The following is a 23,833-nucleotide window of genomic DNA, read 5'->3' as shown; positions in this document are numbered from 1 at the left end:
TTATCCACTCTCTGCTGCTCGACGGCCGATAGAAGTCGACACCCGCGCTTGTTATTGTTGTGCTGAACTGGCAACTCTTCGCGTCACCGAAGCCGCGATTAACGACCGCCGGTGCTACATAATAAGAGGTTACGGTGTACGTTAACCTCGGCCGCCAAGTATACGCGAGGCAGATAACCCTTGAAACACTGCCCGCTGTAATTTCAGTGCAGACTTACGGCACCGAACCAGCACCCACAACAAATGCAGCAACAAAATCGTCCGGCTTTGCCCCAAAGCCCAACCCACCTTCCTTTGACCTTTCCTTGGACTTTTTCCCTAAGCCCTTCCCCAAACATTTCGAAGCGATAGTCATGCCAGAACGACACTGGTGCCAAACCTTACCATAGAAACAAAAAAGGCCACCCGGGGGTGGCCTGTCGCTGTGGCCTCGCACCAAGTTGGTGGGTCGGCCTCACCATATCAGTGCAGTTAATTAGAGCCTGTGCTTGAAACCTACCTTGATCATACGCCCGAAAGCATTGTGGGTCTGTGCGTCGTAGCGGAGATCGGCACGGACCTCGGGCGGGTCCTCGTCGGACAGATTTATGACCGAGGCTGAAAGAACAGTGTCGTCCTCGTTGAAGGTGAAGGTGTAGAAAAGATCGTAGGTCACATGGGAGTCGATTTCTCGATTGAAGATCGCATCCTCAAAGACCGTGCCGAGCAGCACATCACTGGCATTGTCGGTGTAGCTGTCAATATAGGACGTAATGAAACGGACGTTATGATTTTCCATATTGAAATTGACATTAAAAGCCCCTTTTAACTCGGGAATGGGCCTGACAAAAGTCGCCGCATTCAGGGAGCCGGCTGCATCAAAGCTTCCCCGGCCCTGGAACGGATCGACCTCGTATTCATTCACGTAGGTCAAGTCCAAGCCGAATGTCCAATACTCCGCAAGATTATAGACGGCGGATAAATCAATACCGTTGGTTTCGATATCAGGTCCGTTGACAAAATTGGTGGTAATCCGCGCGATACGTCCCAAACCGTCGCACTCGATCTGATCACTGAAGCCGCAGATATTACCCTCATTCTGCGCCGCTACATCAGTAATCAAGGCATTCGGATCTTCCCGCACAATCGGATCGCTGAAACTGAAGCTCCAATAATCCAGGGTTATTTCAGAAAAATCCGACGGTCTGATAATCGCACCGACATTAAAGGTGACGGCCTCTTCTGGATCCAAATCTGGGTTGCCGATGCGGTCGACGGCCTTGAATGCCAGCTCACGACCATTAAACTCAAGCGCTGTCGACTGCCCGGTGTTCTGGTTCAATGACGGCGCACGGAAGGTGGTGCTGGCCGATCCCCGCAGGGTTAACATCTCGTTGATATCCCAGCGCAGGGCAACCTTCGGATCAATGCTGTCACCGATATTACCGCCGTAGTCCTCGTACCGGAGGGCCAGTTGCAGATCGAGATTCTCCGCCAGCGGGACAGCAAGCTCGCCAAACAGGGCATATACGTCCTGATCCACGGTTGAATCGGTGCCGCCTCTAACAAAGGTGAATACACCCGGACGACCGCCACTCAACGGATTCACCACACCGGGATTCTCATCGATATCGCCCAATCCCTTGAAATCAACATCCAGCTCTTCGTCCCGGTACTGCAGGCCCACCGCATAACCAAGCGGCTCGCCATTGAACTCGCCGACCTGGCCCGTAAACACCGCTTCAAAAACCAGCAGCGAACTGGTATTGGTCTGGTCTACTTCATCGACCAGCCACTCCAATAACTCCGGCGAATTTGCCAGGGCAGCATCGAAGTTTGGCGAACCGGGTATGGCAGAACTAAACGGGTTGTAATACAAACAGCCGTTTTCGCCCGGTGTTGTGCCCGTGCAATCCGGTCCACCCAATCCGGCCAGGGCCTCAGAGTAACGGGACGTTACTGTGTCGATGGCAGTCCCATTAAATTCATTTTCGGAATACATCAAAGACGTGTTGTAGGTCATACCATTGGCAAATTCACCTTCCAGTCCGGCCAGAAACCGATAGGTCGTCTGCTCCCGGGTGCCCTCCTCAGCCGGGCCGGTCACGCCGATCGGACGGCCCAGGAAAACGGCGCCACCGCTAAAATCTGCGGTGAGAGGCGGGAGACCTGCATTAGGAGCACCGCCGGTCATAATCCCCGGATTTTCGCTGAGAAAACGCACCAACCCCGGATGATCCGGGGCAATATATCTCGACGGGTCCGTCTCTACCGCCGGCGGAAAAGAGGGCGAAGTTTTAAAATTGGGAATATCAGTGTTAGCGTAAAGGACTTCACCGTAAAAAGTCGTTGTATCCGATAGGCTATACCTCAACTCGGAGAATAACTGCAGCCGCTCCTCATCTTCGATAAGGTTGCTGAAAGGCACAAAATTGAAACCACAGCGATTTGAGGTTGAGACTACGCCACCTGCAGCTTCACAATTCGGATCCCTGACCAGCCCAGCCCTAAGACCCGGGTTAAAGCCGCGAGTCGTAGATAGAAAAGCATCCAGTTCACTGACACCATCGGCTGCGGCTGCGGCAGAAATAGGGATAAAAGAGCCCGGGTTCCCCGTCGAAGACTGCCCGAACAAGGTCAGTCCCGCCGGAGCGCCGACGGCAAAGGTGACCGGTGTCGGCAACGTATCAACTCGCGGGGTAATAATATCAAGGCGTTCGCTATTGGGAAGTTCAGTGCGTTCGTTATAGCCGATGGATGTGACCCAATTGTAGTTATCGCCGGCTACCCCCCATATCGCACCCAACTCAAAGTCACCATCGCTGCCGTCGACATCAGTGAACGACCCGCTAAACTCCAATCCTTCGAAATCACCGCGAGTATTAAAATTGGCCACTCCGGCAATCGCATCGGAACCGTAGGTGGCAGCGGCGCCATCTTTCAACACCTCGATACGCTGGATCGCCAGTGCTGGAATAGTGTTTATATCAACAAACGCCGAGCCGTCATTGGCCGGCATCGACGCCGTGACCATACGCCGGCCGTTCATCAACACCAGCGTTCGGCTCAAGCCGAGTCCGCGCAGGTTAATATTGGCCGTGCCCTGGGTATTGTTTGATGCAAATTGGTTGCTTTGATTTTCCGTTCCCGATGAAAAAGAAAAACTTTGCACAATATCAATAACGGAGGGCGTACCTCGCTGTTCCAACTCAGCCCGGTCGACGACAGATACCGGTGAGGGTGCATCCGTGGGAGTGCCTTTAATATAACTCCCGGTGACGATAACCTCTTCCAACTCTTCCGCTGCATTATTCTGAGCCAAGGCTGATGGAAGACCGACAACCGAAAAAGCCGCCGTGGCCAAGGCTATGGATTTAGGTAACTTACTGCGTACGAACGGGACATGTTTTATTAAGTCCACCACTACTTCCTCCTCGCTTTGATTATTCTTATAGCCAAATACACAACCAAACAAAGGAACTTGAAGACGGGCAATACCGCCAACCCATGCCTGGCCTGGTCAATAGCGTCTTGTCTTTTTTTATTTTATTAAAAGTCAATAAGTAGCCTAGTCCAGCTTCTCCTGCACGGCAATTGCCGGTACATAATGTGTAGTTGCTTGATTCAATATTGGCAATAGTGAACTGAGTATCGCTGGCGACAGTTGGCGCCGGATGCGGATTGGCGAGGCAGCAGGTGCTGTATGTTGGGTTTGAGGGGTGTCGTCAATAAACTCGACGATAGTGGTCTTGTTCAAATTATTTGTAGCCCTCTCTCATCGCTCTTTCATCGCTCTTTCATCGCCTTCTTCATCGCTCGATATTTCGCTCAACCTCAGCAACCGGAATCGTATGACGGCTTTACGGCTTGTTTTCATTATGTGCCCGAGTGTAATCCAAGCACCTGCACAGTTAATAGTTTATTTTGTATATGTTTTAATATAAGTCAAATTTATATTTTGGCGGAACAAAACCCTCCCATGAAACTCAATAAGGTCGATCTGAACCTGTTTGTCGCCTTCGATGCCATTTACACGGCGTCGAGCCTGAGCGGCGCCGCCGAGCGCCTGCATGTCACCCAGCCGGCCATGAGCAACACCCTCAATCGCCTGCGTGAACTGTTTGACGACCCGCTGTTTGTGCGCTCGGGCCGCGGTATGATGCCCACCCCTGGCGCACAAAATATTATCGGGCCGGTGCGCGAGGCCCTGGCAACCCTGAATACCAGCCTGCACAAACTGAAATCCTTCGACCCGGCGACGTCCGACAAGCGGTTTCGCTTCAGTATGCGCGACCTGAACGAAGCGCAGCTTTTCCCCGATTTGTTGGGCAGCCTGCAGCGCGAGGCGCCGGGTATCGTCATCGAGAGCTTTCAGGTCCCGCGCGAGGACAGCATCAAGGAACTGGCCAATGGCCGCCTCGATTTTGTCGTCGACGCGCCGGTACTGTCCGACCCGCAGTTATGCCACCAGAAGCTTACCGAAGACGAGGTAGTCTGCGTGGTGCGCGAGGACCACCCGATCACCCGCGAGACCCTCACACTGGAGAAGTACCTGACACTGCCACATATCCTGGTGACCAGTCGCCGCGACGGCCAGAGTATGCTCGACCGCGAGTTGGAGAAGATCGGCAAATTTCGCCGCATCGCCATGCGCACCCAGCACTCGCTGATGGTGCCGGAGCTGTTGCGCCGCACCGATATGTCGATGACCACCATCCACTCGTTCTCCAGATTCCATGCCACCCGCGCGCTGGCACTGCCGTTTGCGGTACCGCCGGTGGAAATGTATCTATACTGGCATAAGTCGGCCGACCTGGACCCGGCCAGTCAGTGGCTGCGCGCAAAACTGACCTCAAGTTTGAAACAGTAAAAAGCTGGTGTAGTATTCCTACATCCGTTTGACCGCGACTTTCATCACTACATTTATAACTACGTTCACACCCACGCAAGGAACTGGAACATGGATATCTCTTCAATCATCACCCTGGTCGTTCTGTTTGGGTTGATTTTTTACGTTATCAGTATTTTCAACAAACTGGTCAGCCTGAAAAACCGCTACCAGAACGGCTTTGCGCAGATTGAGGTGCAGTTGAAGCGACGCTATGATTTGATTCCCAATCTGGTGGAGACCGCCAAGGGTTATCTGAAGCACGAACGGGAGACTCTCGAGGCCGTGATCAGCGCCCGCAACGCCGCGCTGGCGGGATTGCAGGCCGCCAGCGCCGACCCCGGCAGCAAAGCGGCTATCGACCAACTCGGTGGCGCCGAGGGCATACTCAGCGGTGCGCTGGGGCGGCTCAACGTGGTTATGGAAGCCTATCCGGACCTGAAGGCCAATCAAAATATGATGCAGGTTTCCGAAGAGCTGACCAGCACGGAAAACAAGATCGCCTTCGCCCGCCAGGCCTTCAACGACGCAGTCGCCACCTACAATACCTACCGCCAGAGCTTTCCGCCGGTCATGCTGGCCGGTTTGTTTGGCCACGGCAGCGACGCCAGTCTGTTGGAGTTCGACGACAGTGCGGAGATACAGGCCGCACCCTCAGTATCGTTTTAAATACCTCGACGTCTTTGTTGAATCAGAGACTGCCACTGAATCCAGGGCCGCCGCCGGCGGCCGTTAAAATGATGGTGGGTGTTTCATCGTGAACTTCTTTCAACACCAGGATCAGGCGCGGCGCAATACGATCTGGCTGGTGGCATTGCTGGTGCTGGCGGTTGCGAGCCTGGTCGGCATTACCACGCTGCTGGCCGCCGGCCTTATGTACTATTTTCAGTTAGGCCCCGATGCCGGCGTCGCCGCTTACGAGCCGGGCACCAGTGTGTTCGCCCTCGCCGCGCGCGCCATGAGTTGGGAACTGTTCGCCTACATCAGCCTTGGTGTCGGCGCGGTAGTGGCACTCGGCAGTGCTTACAAGCTCATACAGTTGAATCGGGGCGGCCAGGCCATTGCCGAGGCCATGGGCGGACGCCTGTTGAACCTCAACACCCGCGACCTCGATGAAAAAAGAGTGCTCAATGTGGTAGAGGAAATGGCCATCGCCTCGGGCACGCCGGTGCCGCCGGTTTACCTGATCGAAGATGACAGCATCAATGCCTTTGCCGCGGGCTACCAGGCCCGGGATGCGGTGATCGGGGTCACCCGCGGTTGCGTCAAGCTGCTGACCCGCGATGAACTGCAAGGGGTTATGGCGCACGAATTCAGCCACGTGCTGCACGGTGATATGCGACTCAATATCCGCCTGGTGGGTATCCTGCACGGTATTCTGGTGATCGGTTTGCTCGGGTATCTGTTGATACGCGGCGCCGGCTACAGCAGCCTGGCGTCGAGCCGGCGCAGCACCAGCAGCGCCAGCGGGCTGTTCTTCCTCGGCCTGGCCCTGATAGTGGTGGGTTATGCCGGCACTTTTTTCGGCAACATTATCAAAGCGGCGGTGAGCCGCCAGCGGGAATTTCTCGCCGACGCCTCCGCCGTGCAGTTTACCCGTAATCCCGCCGGTATCGGCGGCGCCCTGAAGAAAATCGGCGGCCACAGTTACGGCTCACTGCTCGCCGCGCCCGCGGCGGCGGAGTTCAGCCATATGTACTTCGGGCAGGGCGTTACCACAGCGCTGGGGAGTTTGATGGCCACCCACCCGCCCCTGCCACAACGCATCAGCCGTATCGATCCCCGCTGGGACGGCGAATTCCCCGCCGTGGCAGCGCCGCCGCCTGAGGCTGGCCAAAGACCGGAGCCCGAAACAACCAGCGGTTTTGCGGATACCGCAGTTGCATCGGCATCGGCATCGGCATCGGCATCGGCGTCGGCGTCGGCGTCGGCGTCGGCGTCGGCGTCGGCAATCGAGGCTATCGGTAACCCGAGCCCGGCACATGTAGCCCGAGCCCAAACCCTGCTCGGCGAGATACCGGAAGATTTGCTGGAGGCCGCCCACGAACCCTTTGCCGCACGGGCACTGGTGTATTCCCTGTTGTTGAGTGAGGAGGCCGCACTGCGGGAGGAACAACTGCAACTGCTGCGCGAACAGGCCCACCCCGGCGTTCAAAAGCTCCTGGAAACGCTAGCGGGGCGGGTGGGCCAATTGTCGGCCAGCCTGAGGCTGCCGCTGCTGGAGCTCACCATACCCGCCTTAAAAGCGCTGTCATCAACGCAGTATCAGGTCTTCAAGCGCAATCTGGTGGCGCTGATCCGCGCCGACAACAAGGTGGAGCTGTTTGAATGGGCGCTGTATCGCATTGTGCTCAATAATACCGAAGCGTCGGGACCCGGCAGCGCGCACAAGAACCTGGCGCATACCCAGCCGGCCTGCCGGCAGTTGTTGAGCAGCCTTGCGAGGATCGGGCACAGCGACCGGCAACAGGCCCTGCAGGCCTTCGAGCGAGGGGCGCGGGAAATGGGGTTGACTCAATTGACGATGCTGGCAGACGAACCCATCCGCTTGCCGGACCTGGATCAAGCGCTGGACCAACTGCGCCAGCTCAAACCGCTGCAAAAGCCGCTGCTGCTGAAAGGCCTGGCCACCTGCGTTACCGACGACGGCACCGTAACCACGGCGGAGGCGGAACTGTTCCGCGCTGTCGCCGACTCCCTCGACTGTCCGGTGCCGCCGCTGCTGCCAGATCAGGCGCTGGCCTGAACCGGCCGCTTCCCGTTGCCATAGCGCGCGACGATCTCATCGCGCCTTTTCGGATCGATATTGACCTTGCTGAGATCGCCGTCGATATGTTTTAACTGCAACAGCGCGGGGTCCATGATCTTAAACCACAGCCAGGGGATATAGGCCACCAGAAACATGCCGTAATACCCGTTCGGCAGGCGCGGCAAATCCTCGAAATGACGCAGCGATTGATAGCGGCGCGCCGGATTGGCGTGGTGGTCGGAATGGCGCTCCAGGTGAAACAGCATCAGGTTGGTAAACTTGTGGTTGCTGTTCCAGGAATGCCAGGGTTTGGTGGTTTCATAGCGGCCGTTATCGAGTTTCTCCCGCAACAGGCCGTAGTGCTCGACGTAATTGGCGCTGGTCAACTGCAGCCAGGCCAGCACATTGTGGCCCAGTAAAAACGGCACCATAATCCAGCCGAATACCGCGATCAGCCCCAGTTGCAGGACCGCCGTAATGGCAAAGGACTGCAGTATGGAATTGTGCCAGTGCCAGACGGGCTTGTGTTCCCGTGCCAGCCGCTGGCGCTCAAGCCGCCAGGCACGCAGGTAGGCGCCGGGTATCTCGCGCACCATAAACCGGTAAAAGTTCTCCCCCATACGCGAACTGGCGGGATCGTCCGGCGTGGCCACATCGCGGTGGTGGCCGAGGTTATGCTCAATCCAGAAGTGGCCGTAGGCGGGTACGGCAAGCACTATCTTGGCCAGCCAGCGCTCGAGCTTGGTGCTCTTATGGCCCAGTTCATGACCGGTGTTGATACCGAGTCCCGAGCCGAGGCCGGCCACCACGGTGATACAGATATAGCCCACCAGGCCCAGCTCCTGGGTCCCCAGCCAGATTGCCAGACCGAGGAAACCGATAAACTGAAAAGGTACCGCCAGATAGGTCAGGTAGCGATAGTAGCGATCCTGCTCCAGCAGGGGCACGATTTCTTCCGGCGGATTATTCTCGTCTTCGCCCCACCACCAGTCGAGCAACGGCCCCACCGTGTAGCTGAACACCAGCGGCGCCAACAGCATCCACTCGTTGCCTGTCGCCGCGTGCAGGCCGATACCGACAAAGCCAAGCAAGGGGTTAAAAATCGACAGCAGCCACCAGTAGCGTTTGTTGTCTCGATAGGTGATGGTGCCTTTATCCGGCATCTCCAGGCTATAGACTGTCATGCATCCAACCTCATTGATTGCGCCGTTCGGCGATGAGTTACAGGAGGTACAGATTATCTGCCCGGGACCGGAGAGGGGTAAGTGCTGCTAGTGACACAAAAATGGTCAATATGTGACAGGCAGGCTAACAGCTAACAGCTAACAGCTAACAGCTAACAGCTAACAGCTAACAGCTAACAGCTAACAGCTAACAGCTCAGTATCACTGTGGCCGGCCGCCAGCCGTCAACTATAGCCTGTCGATGTTCACCTAATCCACGTAGACAGGCCCAAACCCGACGCCCCAGAGAATAACGGACCCGACTCGTACCACCACCAGCATCACCAGCCCGACAGTGACCACCGAGCTGGCATACATAAAAGCCCGCTCTTTAGGTATGTTCATCAAAATGGGAATGCCTTCGTAGACCAGATATACCGAATAACAGCCGGCCAGAATGGTGACGGTTGCATTCAGCCACATTTCGGGATAAACCCCGAAGATGCCGACCAGAAACACGGGGACCGTGATATACACAGCCAACGCTGTGCCTTCGTAATGCCGGGTTTTGGCATCGTCGCTGACACCATAGGTTTTTGCCATCCAGTTGATAAACTCCCCCAGCACCAACACGCCTAGCAACATGGCTATGTAAGTCAGCACACACAGGGACAGGGCACTGCCGGCGGTCAGTTTCACCGGATCACCGCCGCCGATGCTCCACCCCACCTGGGTAACACCGTAGTAAAACGACAGGCAGGGAATCAATGCCAGAATCGGCACATGACTGACAAACACTTGCAGGAAAGAATGACGCTCATTGCGAATGGCTTTCCACTCGCTGTCGGGATGCAGCAGGATACCGAGGGTATGTTCCAAAATCGCCATCTAACGACTCCTTAGGCCAGTTAAATCAGTGATTGACACCAGGGAGTATGTCGCGTAGACCGACAGCGGAACAAATAAGAATTCGAAATTAAAAAAGAATTTCTAAAAGTTTGTTGACATATAAAATGTAGGGCTGTTGTGCCGCCCTACTTAATAACCCGCAGACGGTGCTTTTTACCGCCGTCTTCCGGCGGCGGAGTTGGTACCGGCGGGTCCGGTTGGGTTTCAGCTTCAAAGATCATACCCTGGCCGTTTTCCCGGGCATAAATTCCCAGCACACCGTGACTGGGCACGCAAATATCCGTGGGAATGCCGCCAAAACGGGCGTTGAAGGATACACCGTTGTTGTCCACCAACAGGCTCATCACAGCACTGGGGGCTATATTGAGCACAATTTGCCCGTCTTTGTTGACGTACTGCTGCGGCACCTCCACACCTTCCGCATGGGCATCCACAAGGATGTAGGGGGTGCACTTGTTTTCGACGATCCACTCATAAAGGGCGCGGATCATATAGGGGCGACTCGAAGTCATAGTCATTGGCGGAACAATCTCGTCAAATCGGTCGCGGCAAGCCGGGCCCTCGCAGCTTCCCGGTATCCGTCAGCGGACCGGGCGCGCAAACTCAGGCACGCATCTCTTTTTCATACTCCGTGAGGCTTTCCCGGAAAGCATCACGCTCAAATAACCGCTCCATATAATCCATCAGCGGCTGGGTCTGCTTGGTTTTCTGCAGTTTGATTTCCATGACGTCGAGACGCCAGAGAATCGGCGCCATGCAGCAGTCGACAATGGTGAACTCTTCACTCATGAAAAACGGCATTTCAGAGAAGATCGGTGCCACCGCGAGCAGGCTGTCTTTGAGTTCTTTGCGCGCCTTGGCGATCGCCTCCTTGTTCTTGCTGTGAAACAGTATATCCACCAGCGGCGACCAGTCCCGCTCGATACGGTACATCCACAGCCGGCTCTGGGCCCGGGCCACCGGATAGACCGGCAACAGGGGCGGGTGCGGGAAGCGCTCATCCAGGTATTCCATCATGACCTTGGACTCATACAAAGACAGGTCGCGATCCACGAGCGTAGGCAGTGAATTGTAGGGATTTAAATCCGCCAATTCGTCGGGTTTGTTTTTAGCGTCTACATCTATGATATCGACAGACACCCCTTTTTCCGCCAGCACGATGCGCACGCGGTGGCTGTAGTGATCACGTCCGTCGGAAAAATAAGTCATGGATGAGCGCTTGGCCACAACACCCATTGGATTCACCTCGATTGTATAGCAGTCAGTAAATAGAAACGGGCGGCCACGTCACAAACGGACCGCCCGGCATTGGTTCGGGCCTAGGGTCTGTCTACCCTCATTGAGAGAGGCCCTAGTGTATCTCTCGCCAATACTCGCGATTCAACAAGTACGTAAACACGAACAGCACGGACAAAAACAGCAGCACGTAAATACCGATTCGCTGTCGCTCCAAGGCTATGGGTTCCGCCAGATACTCGAGGAAGTTTACCAAATCGTAGATGGCCTGATCGAATTCGTCCGCCTCCATACTGCCCTTAACGTCCCCTACCACCAGCTTGCCGCACTCCTCATCCATCAGCGGATCGCCCAGCTCATCGCGCTCAACTCTGCCGCCGGCGGCCATCAACGGCCCCGGTGCGCACTCGGGCAGGCCCTGCAGCTCCAGCATCACGTGGGGCATGCCGACATTGTCGAACACTTTGTTGTTGACCCCCAGCGGTCGCGTGTCATCGCGATAAAAATTGCGCAGATAAGTATAGAGCCATTCCGGGGAGCGCGAGCGCGCCACCAGTGTCAGGTCCGGCGGCGCGGCGCCAAACCAGCCCTTGGCCTCTTGTTCATCCATCGAAATGGTCATCAGCGAGCCGATCCGCTGATCGGTAAAGACCAGGTTGTCCATCATCAGTTCGTGGGGAATCTCGAGGTCGTCGGCGACCCGCTCGTAGCGGGAATACTCCGCCGCGTGGCAGCCCATACAATAGTTAATAAAGTATTTGGCGCCGCGCTGCAGGGACTCCTTATCCCTCAAATCCGGCACCATCTCGTCGCAGTCGATAGAGCCGCAAGCCTTTGCCGACTCCGCCCCCACAGCCTTGATCGGCACCACCACCATCACCGCAAACAGCGCCAGGGCACCCAACACCGGACCGGCACCGAGCCCCTTCATCTGTACCCGATCCGGCACCGGTTGGGTTTTCTCCCAGCGCGTCCAGAACGGCATGCCGATAAAATAGGCAAAATAGAGCAAGGTGCAGACCTGCGCCAGCACGGTGCGACCCGGTGTCGGCGCCTTCACCCCCAGGTACCCGAGAATAACGAAGGCAGCGGCGAACACCAACAGTGCGATACGGCTAAAATTGCCTTTGTAGCGCATTGACCTGACCGGACTCTTATCCAACCAGGGCAGTACAAACAGAATGGCAATGGCTGCCGCCATCGCCATAAAACCCAGGAACTTGGAGTTGAGCGGCCCGATATCGAAGGTTACCGCCCGCAGGATGGCGTAAAACGGCGTGAAGTACCAGACCGGTGCGATATGCTCCGGGGTCTTGAGGTTATTCGCTTCTTCGAAGTTGGCATATTCGAGGAAGAAACCGCCCATTTCCGGCATGAAAAACAGAATAATGCAGAAAACGAACAAAAATACCGTTATTCCCACAAGATCGTGCACGGTATAGAACGGGTGAAACGGCACTCCATCTTTGGGAATGCCATTTTCGTCCTTGTTCTTTTTGATCTCGACACCGTCGGGGTTGTTGGAACCGACTTCGTGCAACGCCAGCAGGTGCAGCACCACCAGCGCCAGTAACACGATCGGCAGCGCCACCACATGGAGAGAGAAAAAGCGGTTGAGGGTGATGCCGGAAATCAGGTAATCGCCGCGAATCCACTGCACCAGGTCCTCGCCCACCACCGGGATAGCACCGAACAGTGACACGATCACCTGGGCGCCCCAATAGGACATCTGGCCCCAGGGCAGCACATACCCCAGGAAGGCCTCCGCCATCAGCACCAGGTAGATGGTCATACCGAAAATCCACACCAGCTCCCGCGGAGCCTTGTAGGAGCCGTACAGCAATCCCCGGAACATATGGAGATAGACCACCACGAAGAAGGCCGAGGCCCCGGTGGAATGCATATAGCGCAGCAGCCAACCGTATTCCACATCCCGCATGATGTACTCGACAGAGGCAAATGCCTCTTCGGCACTGGGCACATAGCTCATTGCCAGCCAGATGCCGGTCAGCAGCTGATTGACCAGCACCAGTAGCGACAGCACGCCGAAAAAATACCAGAAGTTGAAGTTTTTGGGCGCGTAGTACTTGCCCATATGGGTATCCCAGGCCCGCTGCACCGGCAGGCGGGCGTCCACCCATTGCCACAGATCAGTCAACCATCTCGTCACAACTACGCCTCCTGATCTATGCCGATGACCACCACACTGGCACTCTCATAGGAGTGTGGCGGCACCACGAGGTTGGTGGGTGCGGGCACGCTCTGATACACGCGCCCCGCCAGATCGAATTTGGAACCGTGGCAGGGGCAGAAAAAGCCTCCCAACCACTCATCGCCGCCCAGGTCCTCGGCGCCTACATCGGGGCGATAGATGGGTGCGCACCCCAGATGCGTGCACAGCCCGACTAAAATCAGGAATTCTTCCTTGATCGAACGATGGGGATTTTTCGCATAGTCCGGCTGCTGTGGCTCCTCAGATCGGGGGTCGACGACCACGTCGTCCAGCTTGGGGATGGTGTCGAGTGCCGCCTGGGTGCGACGCACGATATAAACCGGCTTGCCGCGCCACTCCTCGGTCACCATCCCGCCCGGCTCTATGTTGCCGATGTTTACCTTAACCGGTGCACCGGCAGCTCTCGCCTTGGCGCTGGGGTTCCAGGACCCCACAAAGGGAACGGCCACACCCACCACGCCGGCCGCACCCACCACCGAGGTGGCAGCTGTCAGAAACCGGCGCCGGCCTTCGTTCGCTCCGCCATTGCTCATGACGTTTTTCTCCCATCTGCAGCTTTAACTGTCAACAAAGACTACTTAACTACTATCGGCCAAAAACCCGATAAACCCAAATTAGTCCGCACATTTGGCCGAAAAAAGTCGGGAATATCGCGCCAACCAACAGTAACTACCTGAATTAAAAAAGGATTAATGTTATTTTTCGTAAGCAAAAAACGCGCACATGTTAAAGAAATTGCCCCCGGCTTACAAGGACGCCCATCCTAACCGGGCGCAATTCACGGATTGCCCCAACACACAAAAACGCCCGGGCTGAGTCCAGCCTGGGCGTTTTTTGTACAAACACTGGTGAACCACCGGCCGTGCCGGCGGCGGCAAGCACAACTGCGCCGTGCCCACCCGACAGCAAGTTAACGCTTGGAGAACTGCGGCTTTTTGCGGGCTTTGCGCAAACCGACCTTCTTGCGCTCCACCTCACGGGCATCGCGGGTCACATAGCCGGCGCCGCGCAGGGACTGGCGCAAGGATTCGTCATACTGAATCAGCGCACGGGTCAAACCGTGGCGGATAGCCCCGGCCTGGCCGAAACTGCCGCCGCCCTTGACGGTCACTTTGATATCGAATTTATCAGTCATATCAACGACTTCAAGCGGCTGGCGCACAATCATGCGCGCCACTTCGCGGCCGAAGTACTCGTCCAGCGGGCGGTCGTTGACAATGATGTCGCCGCTACCCTGGGCGACAAAGACGCGGGCGGTAAAGGTCTTGCGGCGACCGGTACCGTAGTATTGAGTAACTGCCATTTTCAGCTCCCGATTACAGATTCAGTTCTTGCGGTTGCTGGGCAGTGTGCGGGTGCTCGCCGCCAGCGTACACTTTCAGCTTTTTGAACATCGCGCGACCCAGCGGCCCTTTCGGCAACATACCTTTCACCGCACTTTGGATGGTGCGTTCGGGTGCTTTCTCGATCAATTTCTCAAAGCTTATGGATTTCAACCCACCGGGATAGCCTGTGTGGCGGTGATAGATTTTGTCGCTTGCCTTGTTGCCGGTTACCCGCACCTTTTCGGCGTTGATAACCACAATGTAATCACCGGTATCTACGTGGGGCGTGTACTCGGGCTTGTGCTTGCCGCGCAGGCGCACGGCGATTTCTGTGGCCATCCGGCCCAGCGTCTTGCCGGCGGCATCGATAACGTACCAGTCGCGCTGGACTGATGCGGGTTTGGCACTCATAGTCTTCATGTTGTATTTGCCTGTGCTTTACGCTTTATGGAGGTACGTTCCAACTGGAGGTACATCCCACAAAAAAGAGGCGCGGATTCTACCGGTCTTGGAGTGGAATATCAAGCTTGCTGCGCCTTAATCCGGCCGCTGTTGCGGGTCTGCTGCCCAACCCCGCTGAGGACTCCGCTACCCAACCCCGTTGAGGACTCCGCTACCCAACCCCGTTGAGGACTCTTCCTTACGCCCTATGCTCGCGCCCCAGATATTCCCGACTCTGCATCTCCAGCAAGCGGCTAGTGGTCCTGGCAAATTCGAAAGTCAGCTTTTTGCCCACATAGAGCTGCTCCAGCGGCACGGCGGCGGAAAGGACCAGTTTGACGTTACGGTCATAGAACTCATCCACCATATTGACGAACCGCCGCGCCTGATCCTCGGCTTTGCGGTCCATCTGCGGCACATTGGCCACCAGTACCGCGTGATACTCCCGGGCCAGGGCGATATAGTCGTTTTGCGATCGAGGCCCGTCACACAACACCTTGAAATCGAACCAGACCACATCCTCCGCCTCAAAACGAGCGCAGAGTTCGCGGTTTTCCACCTCCAGCGCCACATTGGCGCGAATCTCCTGCCGGTCCGGCACCAGGCTCTCGAAACTCGCCAGCAGACTGGCATCGGCGGCGGCGTCGAGCGGCGAGTGATACAGCTCGGCCTGCTCCAGCGCCCGCAGGCGGTAGTCGATGCCGCCGTCGATATTGACTACCCGGGTGTGGCGCTTGAGCAGTTCGATGGCGGGCACAAAGCGCACGCGCTGCAGCCCGTCCCGATAGAGCCCGTCCGGCTCGATATTGGACGTCGCCACCAGGCAGACACCGCGCTGAAACAGCGCTTCGAGCATATTGGCGAGGATCATGGCATCGGTGATATCGGCGACAAAAAACTCGTCGAAGCAAAGCACCCAGGCCTCCCCGGCCAGGCGCTCGGCAACCTGCTGCAGCGGGTTCTTTTCCCCCTCAAGGCCGCACAATTCGCGGTGGACGCGGCGCATAAAGCGGTGAAAATGCACGCGCATTTTCTGCGGGAAGGGCAGGCTGTCGTAGAAATTGTCCATCAGATAGGTCTTGCCACGCCCGACACCGCCCCAGAAATACAGGCCCCGCACCGGCTCGGTGCGCCCGCCGACCAACCGGCGCAGGCGGTCGAGCCAGCGCGGCCGCGACGCCCGGCGCCGGTGCTCGATCACCAGCTCATCGTAAAGCTGTTGCAGGTGCTGCACAGCGCTGGCCTGGGCGGCATCGTGGCAAAACCCCTCGCGCTCGAGATCGCGCTGATAGCGTTGCAGCGGTGTGGCATTCATAGCATCGGCTCCGGCCGCCAGGCAAAAAACGCCGCACACTGTAGCGACGCCGGGGTCAATCCGCAAGCGCCGCTCAGCTGCCGCCGAGGCGCTCGAGCAGCACCCGCGCCAGTTCCGCTTTCATCGTCACCAGCGCCCCATGGAAAAAATGGCTGGCCTCATCAAAGCGCAGCAAGTCCACCGTACCGGCCAACCCCGCTGACCAGGCATGGACCCCGGCGGCGTCCACCAGTTCGTCGCGACCGCCCTGAATGACACAGACCGGCACCGGAAAGCGGCCCTCGCGGTCATAGGGGTAGCGATCGATGGCCGGTGCCACCAGCGTCAGGTGGGCCGGGGCAGCTACCCGGTAACAGGCCTGGGCGGCGATCGAGGAACCGAAGGAAAACCCGGCCAACAGCAGCCGCCGCTGCGCAAACCGCTCGCGCATCCAGGTCGCTACTGCCAGCAGATCGTCGACTTCACCTACAGCCTCGTCAAAAGTACCGGCACTGCGGCCCACGCCCCTGAAGTTAAAGGTCGCAACGGGCACCCCCAGATCGCGGTAAGCGCGACTCAGGGTAGTGACTACCTTGTTGGTCATGGTGCCGCCATGCAGCGGGTGGGGATGACAAACCACCGCCATCAGCGCCGCCTTGCTCAGCGGTGCGCCGGCTTTGGCGCCGGTGTAGCGGGCCTCGATCAGGCCGCAGGGGCCGCTGATATCGACCGCTTTGGGCGTAACGGCAAAAGCGTCGAGCGTCGTGTTCATATCACCTTCCATATTCTCGTCCACATCCTCTCTTATTTCAGGATTGGGCCGCTGGCGGCCGCAAATATTTTTCATTGCCTTATCACAAATAAGTTTATACTAAGCCATGTATATAAATTCACATGCTATCGCAAGGAGTAGGCTGTGTTTTCTTTGGGCTCTCTGGTATTGGCCGGCCTGATTGGTTTGTCGGTGGGTTGCGTGGTCGGCGCACTCTTGTCGCGTTCGCTGAACCCGCGGGAGAAACAGAACCGCGATCTGGAACAACGCCTGCAACAGGCCGAGCAACGGCTGAGTGGGTATCAGCAGGAAGTGACCGAACATTTCGCCCAGACCTCGCAATTGGTCAACAGTCTCACGCAGAGTTATCGCGAGGTCCACGAATACCTGGCCAGCAGCGCCCTGAAGCTCTCCAATCCGGATGTCAGCCGCCAGATTCTCGAAGCGGGCAAGGGCAAGCTGCCCAGCGACAACAGCACCGTCATCGATAAAGACAACTTCGAGCCGCCGCGCGACTGGGCGCCGAAGGAACCGGGCTCCAAAGGCGCACTCAGCGAAGACTACGGACTGGAGGAGGACCGCGAGGAGCTGGCCGCCGCCACTGTCAACCGGGACTGATCTGAACCTGTTCTGGTATCGCTTGCATTACTTTGCACTATTGGGTTAGTCGCGCGACAAAATTGACCGTATAATCCCTGAACTATCGATTTGGCTCCGCCAATCCGGGCAGGCGCATGACCAGCGCCCGGCTGCCGGTCAAAAGTTGGCGGCTTAGGTACAAAACTGGCTTAGGTACGAAACTGGCTTAGGTACAAAACTGAAAGTTGAAGTGAAAGAAAGTTGAAGTGAAAGCAAGTTGATTTGAAAGACAGTTGACGTAAGACAACGTTGAAGTAGTTAAAACAATTGAAATTGTTGGATTAGTTAACAGCGAAAGCTAGTTAAAAGCTAAATACGGCAAGTTTACGTCAATCGGCATAAGTTAGGCGGCAACCGGCGGCGATACCCGCTGACACAAAGCGGTTTAACGATTAAAAGCCGACCACAACAACTTTTATGGGGTGAAACGGAGTCTCTTAGGACAGCGTCCTATCGGACTGCCATTTGGAGCGTACTTTGTCTTTGACGCGACTACTACACTATGCGGGCTGGCCGGCGGCCACGGGGGCTTTACTCGCCCTGCTGGCGCTGCTGCTGTTTCCGCAGTTGCGGGGGGCATCGACCGCCACCACGGGTGCGCAGTCGTTCTCCCTCAATGGCCTGTCGCCTCTGGGCAGCCAGTGGGAGGGGCCGGTTTCCTACGCCGATGCGGTACAACGGGCCTCCCCGGCAGTCGTCAGCATCCTCACCTACAAAGAGCTGAAACGCAGCCGCCATCCGCTGTCTGACGACCCGCTGTTTCGACTTTTCTTCAACCAGTCCGATATTCCACAACAGACCCGCATGCAGGCGGCGCTCGGGTCCGGGGTGATTGTCAGCGCCAACGGCTACCTGCTTACCAACAACCATGTGATCAGCGGTGCCGAGGATATTACCGTGCTGTTACGCGACGGTCGCGAGGCCCAAGCCAGCCTGGTGGGCACCGATACCGACAGTGACCTGGCAGTACTGAAAATAGATTTAGCGGACCTCACCACGATTAACTTCGGCAACCCCGCCGCCGCCCGAGTGGGGGATGTGGTGCTCGCCATCGGCAATCCATTCGGCGTCGGGCAGACCGTCACCCAGGGTATTATCAGTGCCACCGGGCGCGACGGCGCCAATTTAAATCTGGACACCCTGGAGTCCAATTTTATTCAAACCGATGCCGCCATCAACCCGGGCAACTCCGGCGGTGCCCTGATCGACGCCTACGGCAACCTGCTCGGTATCAACACCGCCGTGCACAGCCAGCGAGGGGCCAACTCAGTGGGTATCGGCTTTGCCATCCCCGCCGGCACTGCCATGAAAGTGTTGGACGACATTATCGAGTTCGGCCACGTTGTGCGCGGCTGGCTCGGCATCGAAACACGGCAACTGACACCGCGGTTAGCGCGGTCGTTCAATCTGACGTACACCGAGGGCATTATCATTACCGCCATCTTCAACAATGGCCCGGCGCATCTGGCCGGCCTGCTGCCCGGCGACGTGATTACCCACATCAATGAGATGCCGGTGGGTGACGGCCGCCAGGGTATGTTGCAAATCACCCAGTCCCGCCCCGGCGCTTCCGTGGATATCGAGGTGCTGCGCAACGGCGTCACCCAAACCATCGAGGCGGTGATCGGCACCAAGCCGGTGCGGCAAATACCGGTGCGACCGGTAGCTGGATAGGCTATTTCTTTATCCGGTATTCCGCTGCCCGCGCGTGAGCTTCCAGTGACTCCCCCCGCGCCAGCACCGAGGCGACCTTGCCCAGTTCAGAAGCACCCGCCGCCGAGCACATGATGATGGAGCTGCGCTTCTGGAAATCGTAGACCCCCAGGGGTGAGGAGAAGCGCGCGGTGCCCGAGGTCGGCAACACATGGTTGGGGCCGGCACAATAGTCCCCCAGCGACTCGGACGTATAACGTCCCATAAAGATAGCGCCGGCGTGGCGAACCCCCGGCAACAGCGCTTCGGGGTCGGCGACCGACAGCTCGATATGTTCGGGGGCGACGCGGTTGGCGACTGCCAGCGCCTGGTCCAGATCCTCCACCAGGATCAGCGCACCACGCCGTCGCAGCGACACCTCAGCGATCGCCCGGCGTTCCAGCGTCGGCAACAGGCGCTCGATACTCGCTTCGACCCGGTCGAGGAAACCGGCATCGGGCGAGACCAGAATGGCCTGGGCATCCTCGTCGTGCTCCGCCTGGGAGAAGAGGTCCATAGCCACCCAATCGGGGTCAGTGCCGCCGTCACACACCACCAGTATCTCCGAGGGCCCGGCAAACATGTCGATATCCACCTGTCCGAACACTGCGCGCTTGGCCGTGGCGACATAAATATTGCCCGGCCCGACGATCTTGTCGACTTTGGCAAGGGTCTCGGTACCGTATGCCAGCGCGGCGACAGCCTGGGCGCCACCGATAGTCAGCAGCTTGTCGACCCCGGCCAGCGCCGCCGCCGCCAGCACCAGGTCGTTTATCACACCGCCCGGAGCGGGGCTGACCATCACCACCTCATCCACACCGGCCACCTTGGCCGGTATAGCGTTCATCAACACGGAGGACGGATAGGACGCTTTGCCCCCCGGCACATAGAGGCCCACCCGCTCCATGGGGGTAATCTGCTGGCCCAGCAGCGTACCGTCGGCCTCCCGGTACTGCCAGGACTCCTGGCGCTGGTGTTCATGATAGCTGCGCACCCGCTCGGCGGCGGTTTCCAGCGCCTGGCGCTGCGCCGGCGCAATGGCCGCCAGGGCCTGCTGCAGCCGGTCGCCATCGAGCAGCAACTGGTCGATATGGTCGGCGCCCGCCTGATCGAAGCGGTTGCTGTACTCCACCAGCGCCGCATCACCGCGCGCCCTGACCGCGGCGATAATCTCGTCCACCACCTCCACCACCCGGTGATCGGCGCCGGCCTCCCAGGCCAGCAGATCGCTCAGTTGTTGCCCGAAGTCGGGCGTGCGCGCATCAAGGCGGCGGATCGCGGTTTGATTTTCCATAGTCGAATGCCTGCCGGTAGCGGGAAACGGGATGGGTCGCGAGATTACACCGACGCGGCAACGGCGTCGAGCAGTGTGCCGATGGGTCGATACTTCATCTTCATGGACGCCTTGTTGACGATCACCCTCGAGCTGATATCGGCAATATGCTCGCGCGGCTCCAGGCCGTTGGCCCTGAGAGTGTTACCGGTATCGACAATATCGACGATCTCATCGGCCAGCGCCATGATCGGCGCCAGTTCCATGGCCCCGTAAAGCTTGATCACATCAACCTGTCTGCCCCGCGACGCATAGTAATGCTTGGCCACGTTGACGTACTTGGTGGCCACCTTGATACGCCCGGTTTTGGCCGGCGCGCCTTTGATCGCGGCAGTCATCAGCCGACACTTGGCGATCTTCAGGTCGATGGGTTCGTAGAGACCGTCGCCGCCATATTCCATCAGGGTGTCCTTGCCGGCAATACCCAGGTCGGCGGCACCGTACTGGACATAGGTGGGCACATCGATCCCCCGCAGCACCAGCAGGCGCACATTGTCCCGATTGGTCTCGAATTGCAACTTGCGGCTCCGGGTAATATCTTCGAGCGGCCGCACATCCGCCGCCGCCAGCAGCGGCAGGGTCTCCTTGAGAATCCGCCCCTTGGTCAGGGCGATGGTCAGCGTTTGCGGCCGCTTCCCGGTCTCGGTTTGGGGCCGGAGCTGGCTTTGGGTCGAATTTTGAGCGTTGGTCTGTGACATAGCTTTGCACCGGCGGCGGCAATCAATACTGCCGTCAATTGGGGACACGCCGGATATTGGCACCTAATAGTTGCAGTTTTTCCTCGATACACTCATAGCCGCGATCGATATGATAAATGCGGTCCACCACCGTTTCACCCTCTGCCATCAACCCGGCGATAACCAGGCTGGCCGAGGCCCGCAAATCGGTCGCCATAACCGGCGCACCCTTGAGCCGCTCCACCCCCTTCACAATAGCGGTGTTGCCCTCGAGGGCGATATTGGCCCCCATGCGATTGAGCTCGTGAATCTGGATCAGGCGGTTTTCAAAGATGGTTTCAATTACGGTGCCGGTGCCCTCGGATACCGCATTCATAGCGGTGAACTGAGCCTGCATATCGGTCGGAAACGCGGGGTAAGGCGCGGTTTTCAGATTGACGGCCCGGGGGCGGTTGCCCTTCATATCCAGCTCGATCCAGTCAGCGCCGGTACTCAGGTTGGCGCCGGCCTCATCGAGCTTCAGCAACACTGCCTCAAGCAGGCTTTCGCGGGTATCCTTGAGCTTGACCCGCCCGCCCACCGCCGCCGCCGCGGTCAGGTAAGTGCCGGTCTCGATGCGGTCGGGCATCACACTGTAGGTACACCCCTGGAGCCGCTCTTTGCCGTAGATTACCAGCGAGTCTGAACCGATACCCTCGATCTCCGCACCCATGGCCACCAGGCAGTTGGCCAGGTCCACCACTTCGGGTTCCCGCGCGGCGTTTTCGAGCACCGTTTTGCCGTCGGCCAGGGCCGCCGCCATCAACAGGTTTTCGGTGCCGCCTACCGTCACCGTATCCATAAAAATATGCGCGCCTTTGAGGCGGCCGCTGCTGGTGGCGCGGATATAGCCCTGATCGACCTCAATCACCGCCCCCATCGCCTCGAGTCCGCGCAGGTGAATATCCACCGGGCGGCTGCCGATAGCGCAGCCGCCGGGGAAAGAGACATTGGCCGTACCAAACCGCGCCAACATCGGCCCCAGCACCAGGATCGAGGCGCGCATGGTTTTCACCAGTTCATAGGGCGCGGTAAAGTCGTTGATACTCCCCGGGTCCACCTCTACACACATGCGCTCATCGATGGTGACTCCGACGCCCATACAACGCAGCAGTGCCAGCATAGTGGTGATGTCGTTCAAGTGCGGCAGGTTACAGATGTGCATGGGACCGTCAGCCAGCAGTGTGGCCGCCAGCACCGGCAAGCCGGAGTTTTTAGCACCGGAGATACGGATTTCACCGTCTAAACGGGAACCGCCTTTGATTATCAATTTATCCATGGCATCCGCTCACGACCAGTTACAAGAGAAAACCGTCAGGAATTGACGGTCAATTGCTGCCATTGGGCCGGTGTGTAGGTTTTCATGTTGACCGCGTGGATGGTGCCATCGGCTATCTGGGCAGACAGAACGCCGTAGATGAGTTGCTGCTTTTTCACCGGGTTCAGCCCTTCAAACGCCGGGCTGACAACCACCAGATTGACATGGCTGCCGTCGACCTCCACCTGCACCTCGGCGCTGTCTATCTGTTGTTGCAAAAGTGTCTTGATTTCTTCGGCTTGCATATACGTCGCCCTCTGCCTGTGCCGGCTGCGGGGAACATCCCCCGCAGGGTTAGTCGGAAAGGCCGCGTATTTTAAAGAATAAGTGCGCGAAACGCACTAATTTGTCGCCGACCAGTTGTCGATCACGGTATCCAGCAGAAGCGCTACCTGAGTGTTCTTGTCACCGTTCTTTTTCTTCAGCTCCTGCTGCATCGCCTGGGCGAACTGACTGCGGAATGTCTTGCCCAGGTTGACCCCGTTGATCGTCACATTGATCAGCTTCCACTCGCCGACGCAATGCTTGTCGGTCCTGCGCAGTTTTTCCCGCCGCATGGTATAGGAGACTTTGTTGAGGCCGTCCGGCCCGCGCACCTCCTGCTCCACACCCACGGTGCAGTGGTTGCTGGTGCCGGCGCCGGGGGGTACCACCGTTATGTCCTGATCATCGAACGCGGCCATCCCCCGGGCATAGGTCATGACCAGACCATTCTTGAAGGTGTCGGTAAAACGCTGGCGCTGCTCGGCGGTGGCGCTGCGGCCAAACGAACCCATAACACTGCGGGCGATGAAACGAAAGTCCACCACCGGGTCCAGCACCGCCTGCACTTCAGTGTAAAACTTTTGCGGATTGTCGCTCATGGTTTCACGGTTTCGCGAGATCACCTCAAGCATTTGATCGGTGACCTGCTGCACCACAGCGTGCGCGCTGGGGATAATCTCGATCTCCTCCGGCGTCTCGCTGCCGGTGGCCAGTTGCGGTGCCGGTAGCGTCGCCGGCGCCGGAGGCGCCGTGCCGGTCTGTGCCACCGCCGCGGTCGCGGCCAGATAAAACGCCAGTGCCAGCGGTGCGTAACAAAACTTTACAATTCTCATAATCCAACTGATCGTCCAATTCATTGGTAGCTCCATTTGCCACTACTTT

At 57.9% G+C, this 23,833-nt stretch carries 21 protein-coding genes; 5 read left to right on the top strand and 16 right to left on the bottom strand.

Annotated elements, in window-relative coordinates; translation table 11 throughout:
• Positions 1-475 precede the first annotated feature (475 nt).
• Positions 476-3,301, bottom strand: a complete 2,826-nt coding sequence (locus FKG94_RS11075; RefSeq protein ID WP_142904297.1) for a TonB-dependent receptor plug domain-containing protein — start codon at positions 3,299-3,301, stop codon at positions 476-478.
• A 657-nt stretch (positions 3,302-3,958) separates the two neighbouring features.
• Between FKG94_RS11075 and FKG94_RS11070 the strand changes: the two genes are divergently transcribed.
• The 3 genes from FKG94_RS11070 (at position 3,959) to FKG94_RS11060 (ending at position 7,613) form a co-directional block, all read left to right on the top strand.
• Entirely contained in the window at positions 3,959-4,849 is an 891-nt protein-coding gene (locus FKG94_RS11070; RefSeq protein ID WP_142904296.1) for a LysR family transcriptional regulator, read from the top strand.
• Positions 4,850-4,939: 90 nt separating this feature from the next.
• The gene (locus FKG94_RS11065) at positions 4,940-5,536 is read left to right on the top strand and encodes a LemA family protein (RefSeq protein WP_142904295.1); all 597 of its coding nucleotides are present in this window, start codon (positions 4,940-4,942) and stop codon (positions 5,534-5,536) included.
• A gap of 88 nt (positions 5,537-5,624) precedes the next feature.
• Entirely contained in the window at positions 5,625-7,613 is a 1,989-nt protein-coding gene (locus FKG94_RS11060; RefSeq protein WP_142904294.1) for a M48 family metallopeptidase, read from the top strand.
• Here the strand turns inward: FKG94_RS11060 and FKG94_RS11055 are convergent.
• From FKG94_RS11055 to FKG94_RS11010, 10 genes are all read right to left on the bottom strand, one after another.
• Positions 7,598-8,800 carry an alkane 1-monooxygenase gene (locus FKG94_RS11055; RefSeq protein ID WP_142904293.1) on the bottom strand — a complete coding sequence of 401 codons (1,203 nt, stop codon included), beginning with the start codon at positions 8,798-8,800 and terminating at the stop codon, positions 7,598-7,600. The two genes, FKG94_RS11060 and FKG94_RS11055, sit on opposite strands and share 16 nt — an antisense overlap.
• 249 nt (positions 8,801-9,049) lie before the next feature.
• Positions 9,050-9,667 (bottom strand): Yip1 family protein, encoded by a 618-nt coding sequence (locus FKG94_RS11050; RefSeq protein ID WP_142904292.1) that lies wholly within the window; start codon positions 9,665-9,667, stop codon positions 9,050-9,052.
• A 146-nt stretch (positions 9,668-9,813) separates the two neighbouring features.
• Positions 9,814-10,206, bottom strand: coding sequence for a ClpXP protease specificity-enhancing factor (locus tag FKG94_RS11045; protein ID WP_142904291.1), 393 nt, complete (start codon positions 10,204-10,206; stop codon positions 9,814-9,816).
• Positions 10,207-10,291: 85 nt separating this feature from the next.
• On the bottom strand, positions 10,292-10,924 hold the full coding sequence (locus FKG94_RS11040; RefSeq protein ID WP_142904290.1) for a glutathione S-transferase N-terminal domain-containing protein: 633 nt from the start codon (positions 10,922-10,924) through the stop codon (positions 10,292-10,294).
• A gap of 115 nt (positions 10,925-11,039) precedes the next feature.
• A complete protein-coding gene (locus tag FKG94_RS11035; protein ID WP_142904289.1) occupies positions 11,040-13,094 on the bottom strand; it encodes a ubiquinol-cytochrome c reductase in 2,055 nt (684 codons plus the stop codon).
• 2 nt (positions 13,095-13,096) lie between these two features.
• The gene (gene petA / locus FKG94_RS11030; RefSeq protein WP_142904288.1) at positions 13,097-13,690 is read right to left on the bottom strand and encodes a ubiquinol-cytochrome c reductase iron-sulfur subunit; all 594 of its coding nucleotides are present in this window, start codon (positions 13,688-13,690) and stop codon (positions 13,097-13,099) included.
• Positions 13,691-14,067: 377 nt separating this feature from the next.
• On the bottom strand, positions 14,068-14,460 hold the full coding sequence (gene rpsI / locus FKG94_RS11025; protein ID WP_142904287.1) for a 30S ribosomal protein S9: 393 nt from the start codon (positions 14,458-14,460) through the stop codon (positions 14,068-14,070).
• 13 nt (positions 14,461-14,473) lie between these two features.
• Complete coding sequence (gene rplM, locus FKG94_RS11020) at positions 14,474-14,902, bottom strand: 50S ribosomal protein L13 (protein WP_142904286.1); 429 nt, start codon at positions 14,900-14,902, stop codon at positions 14,474-14,476.
• A gap of 220 nt (positions 14,903-15,122) precedes the next feature.
• Complete coding sequence (gene zapE, locus FKG94_RS11015) at positions 15,123-16,238, bottom strand: cell division protein ZapE (protein WP_142904285.1); 1,116 nt, start codon at positions 16,236-16,238, stop codon at positions 15,123-15,125.
• A gap of 73 nt (positions 16,239-16,311) precedes the next feature.
• On the bottom strand, positions 16,312-17,064 hold the full coding sequence (locus FKG94_RS11010; RefSeq protein WP_246125081.1) for an alpha/beta hydrolase: 753 nt from the start codon (positions 17,062-17,064) through the stop codon (positions 16,312-16,314).
• 69 nt (positions 17,065-17,133) lie between these two features.
• On the opposite strand from FKG94_RS11010, the gene FKG94_RS11005 reads away from it, so the two are divergent.
• Both FKG94_RS11005 and FKG94_RS11000 read left to right on the top strand, forming a co-directional pair.
• Positions 17,134-17,607: a Z-ring associated ZapG family protein gene (locus FKG94_RS11005; protein WP_179957596.1), complete on the top strand. Its 474-nt coding sequence runs from the start codon at positions 17,134-17,136 to the stop codon at positions 17,605-17,607.
• A gap of 498 nt (positions 17,608-18,105) precedes the next feature.
• The gene (locus tag FKG94_RS11000; RefSeq protein WP_218943501.1) at positions 18,106-19,302 is read left to right on the top strand and encodes a trypsin-like peptidase domain-containing protein; all 1,197 of its coding nucleotides are present in this window, start codon (positions 18,106-18,108) and stop codon (positions 19,300-19,302) included.
• 1 nt (position 19,303) lies between these two features.
• Here the strand turns inward: FKG94_RS11000 and hisD are convergent, their stop codons facing one another.
• From hisD to FKG94_RS10975, 5 genes are all read right to left on the bottom strand, one after another.
• Positions 19,304-20,614 carry a histidinol dehydrogenase gene (hisD, locus tag FKG94_RS10995; protein WP_142904283.1) on the bottom strand — a complete coding sequence of 437 codons (1,311 nt, stop codon included), beginning with the start codon at positions 20,612-20,614 and terminating at the stop codon, positions 19,304-19,306.
• 44 nt (positions 20,615-20,658) lie between these two features.
• Positions 20,659-21,351: an ATP phosphoribosyltransferase gene (gene hisG / locus FKG94_RS10990; RefSeq protein ID WP_142904282.1), complete on the bottom strand. Its 693-nt coding sequence runs from the start codon at positions 21,349-21,351 to the stop codon at positions 20,659-20,661.
• Between the two features lie 34 nt (positions 21,352-21,385).
• A complete protein-coding gene (gene murA, locus FKG94_RS10985; RefSeq protein WP_142904281.1) occupies positions 21,386-22,648 on the bottom strand; it encodes a UDP-N-acetylglucosamine 1-carboxyvinyltransferase in 1,263 nt (420 codons plus the stop codon).
• Positions 22,649-22,683: 35 nt separating this feature from the next.
• On the bottom strand, positions 22,684-22,932 hold the full coding sequence (locus FKG94_RS10980; protein ID WP_142904280.1) for a BolA family protein: 249 nt from the start codon (positions 22,930-22,932) through the stop codon (positions 22,684-22,686).
• Between the two features lie 96 nt (positions 22,933-23,028).
• Positions 23,029-23,808 (bottom strand): MlaC/ttg2D family ABC transporter substrate-binding protein, encoded by a 780-nt coding sequence (locus tag FKG94_RS10975; protein ID WP_179957595.1) that lies wholly within the window; start codon positions 23,806-23,808, stop codon positions 23,029-23,031.
• Positions 23,809-23,833: the final 25 nt, after the last annotated feature.

This window comes from Exilibacterium tricleocarpae (genome assembly GCF_007004655.1).
GTDB classification, from domain to species: domain Bacteria; phylum Pseudomonadota; class Gammaproteobacteria; order Pseudomonadales; family Cellvibrionaceae; genus Exilibacterium; species Exilibacterium tricleocarpae.
This window is presented reverse-complemented; position numbering and strand designations above follow the sequence as displayed.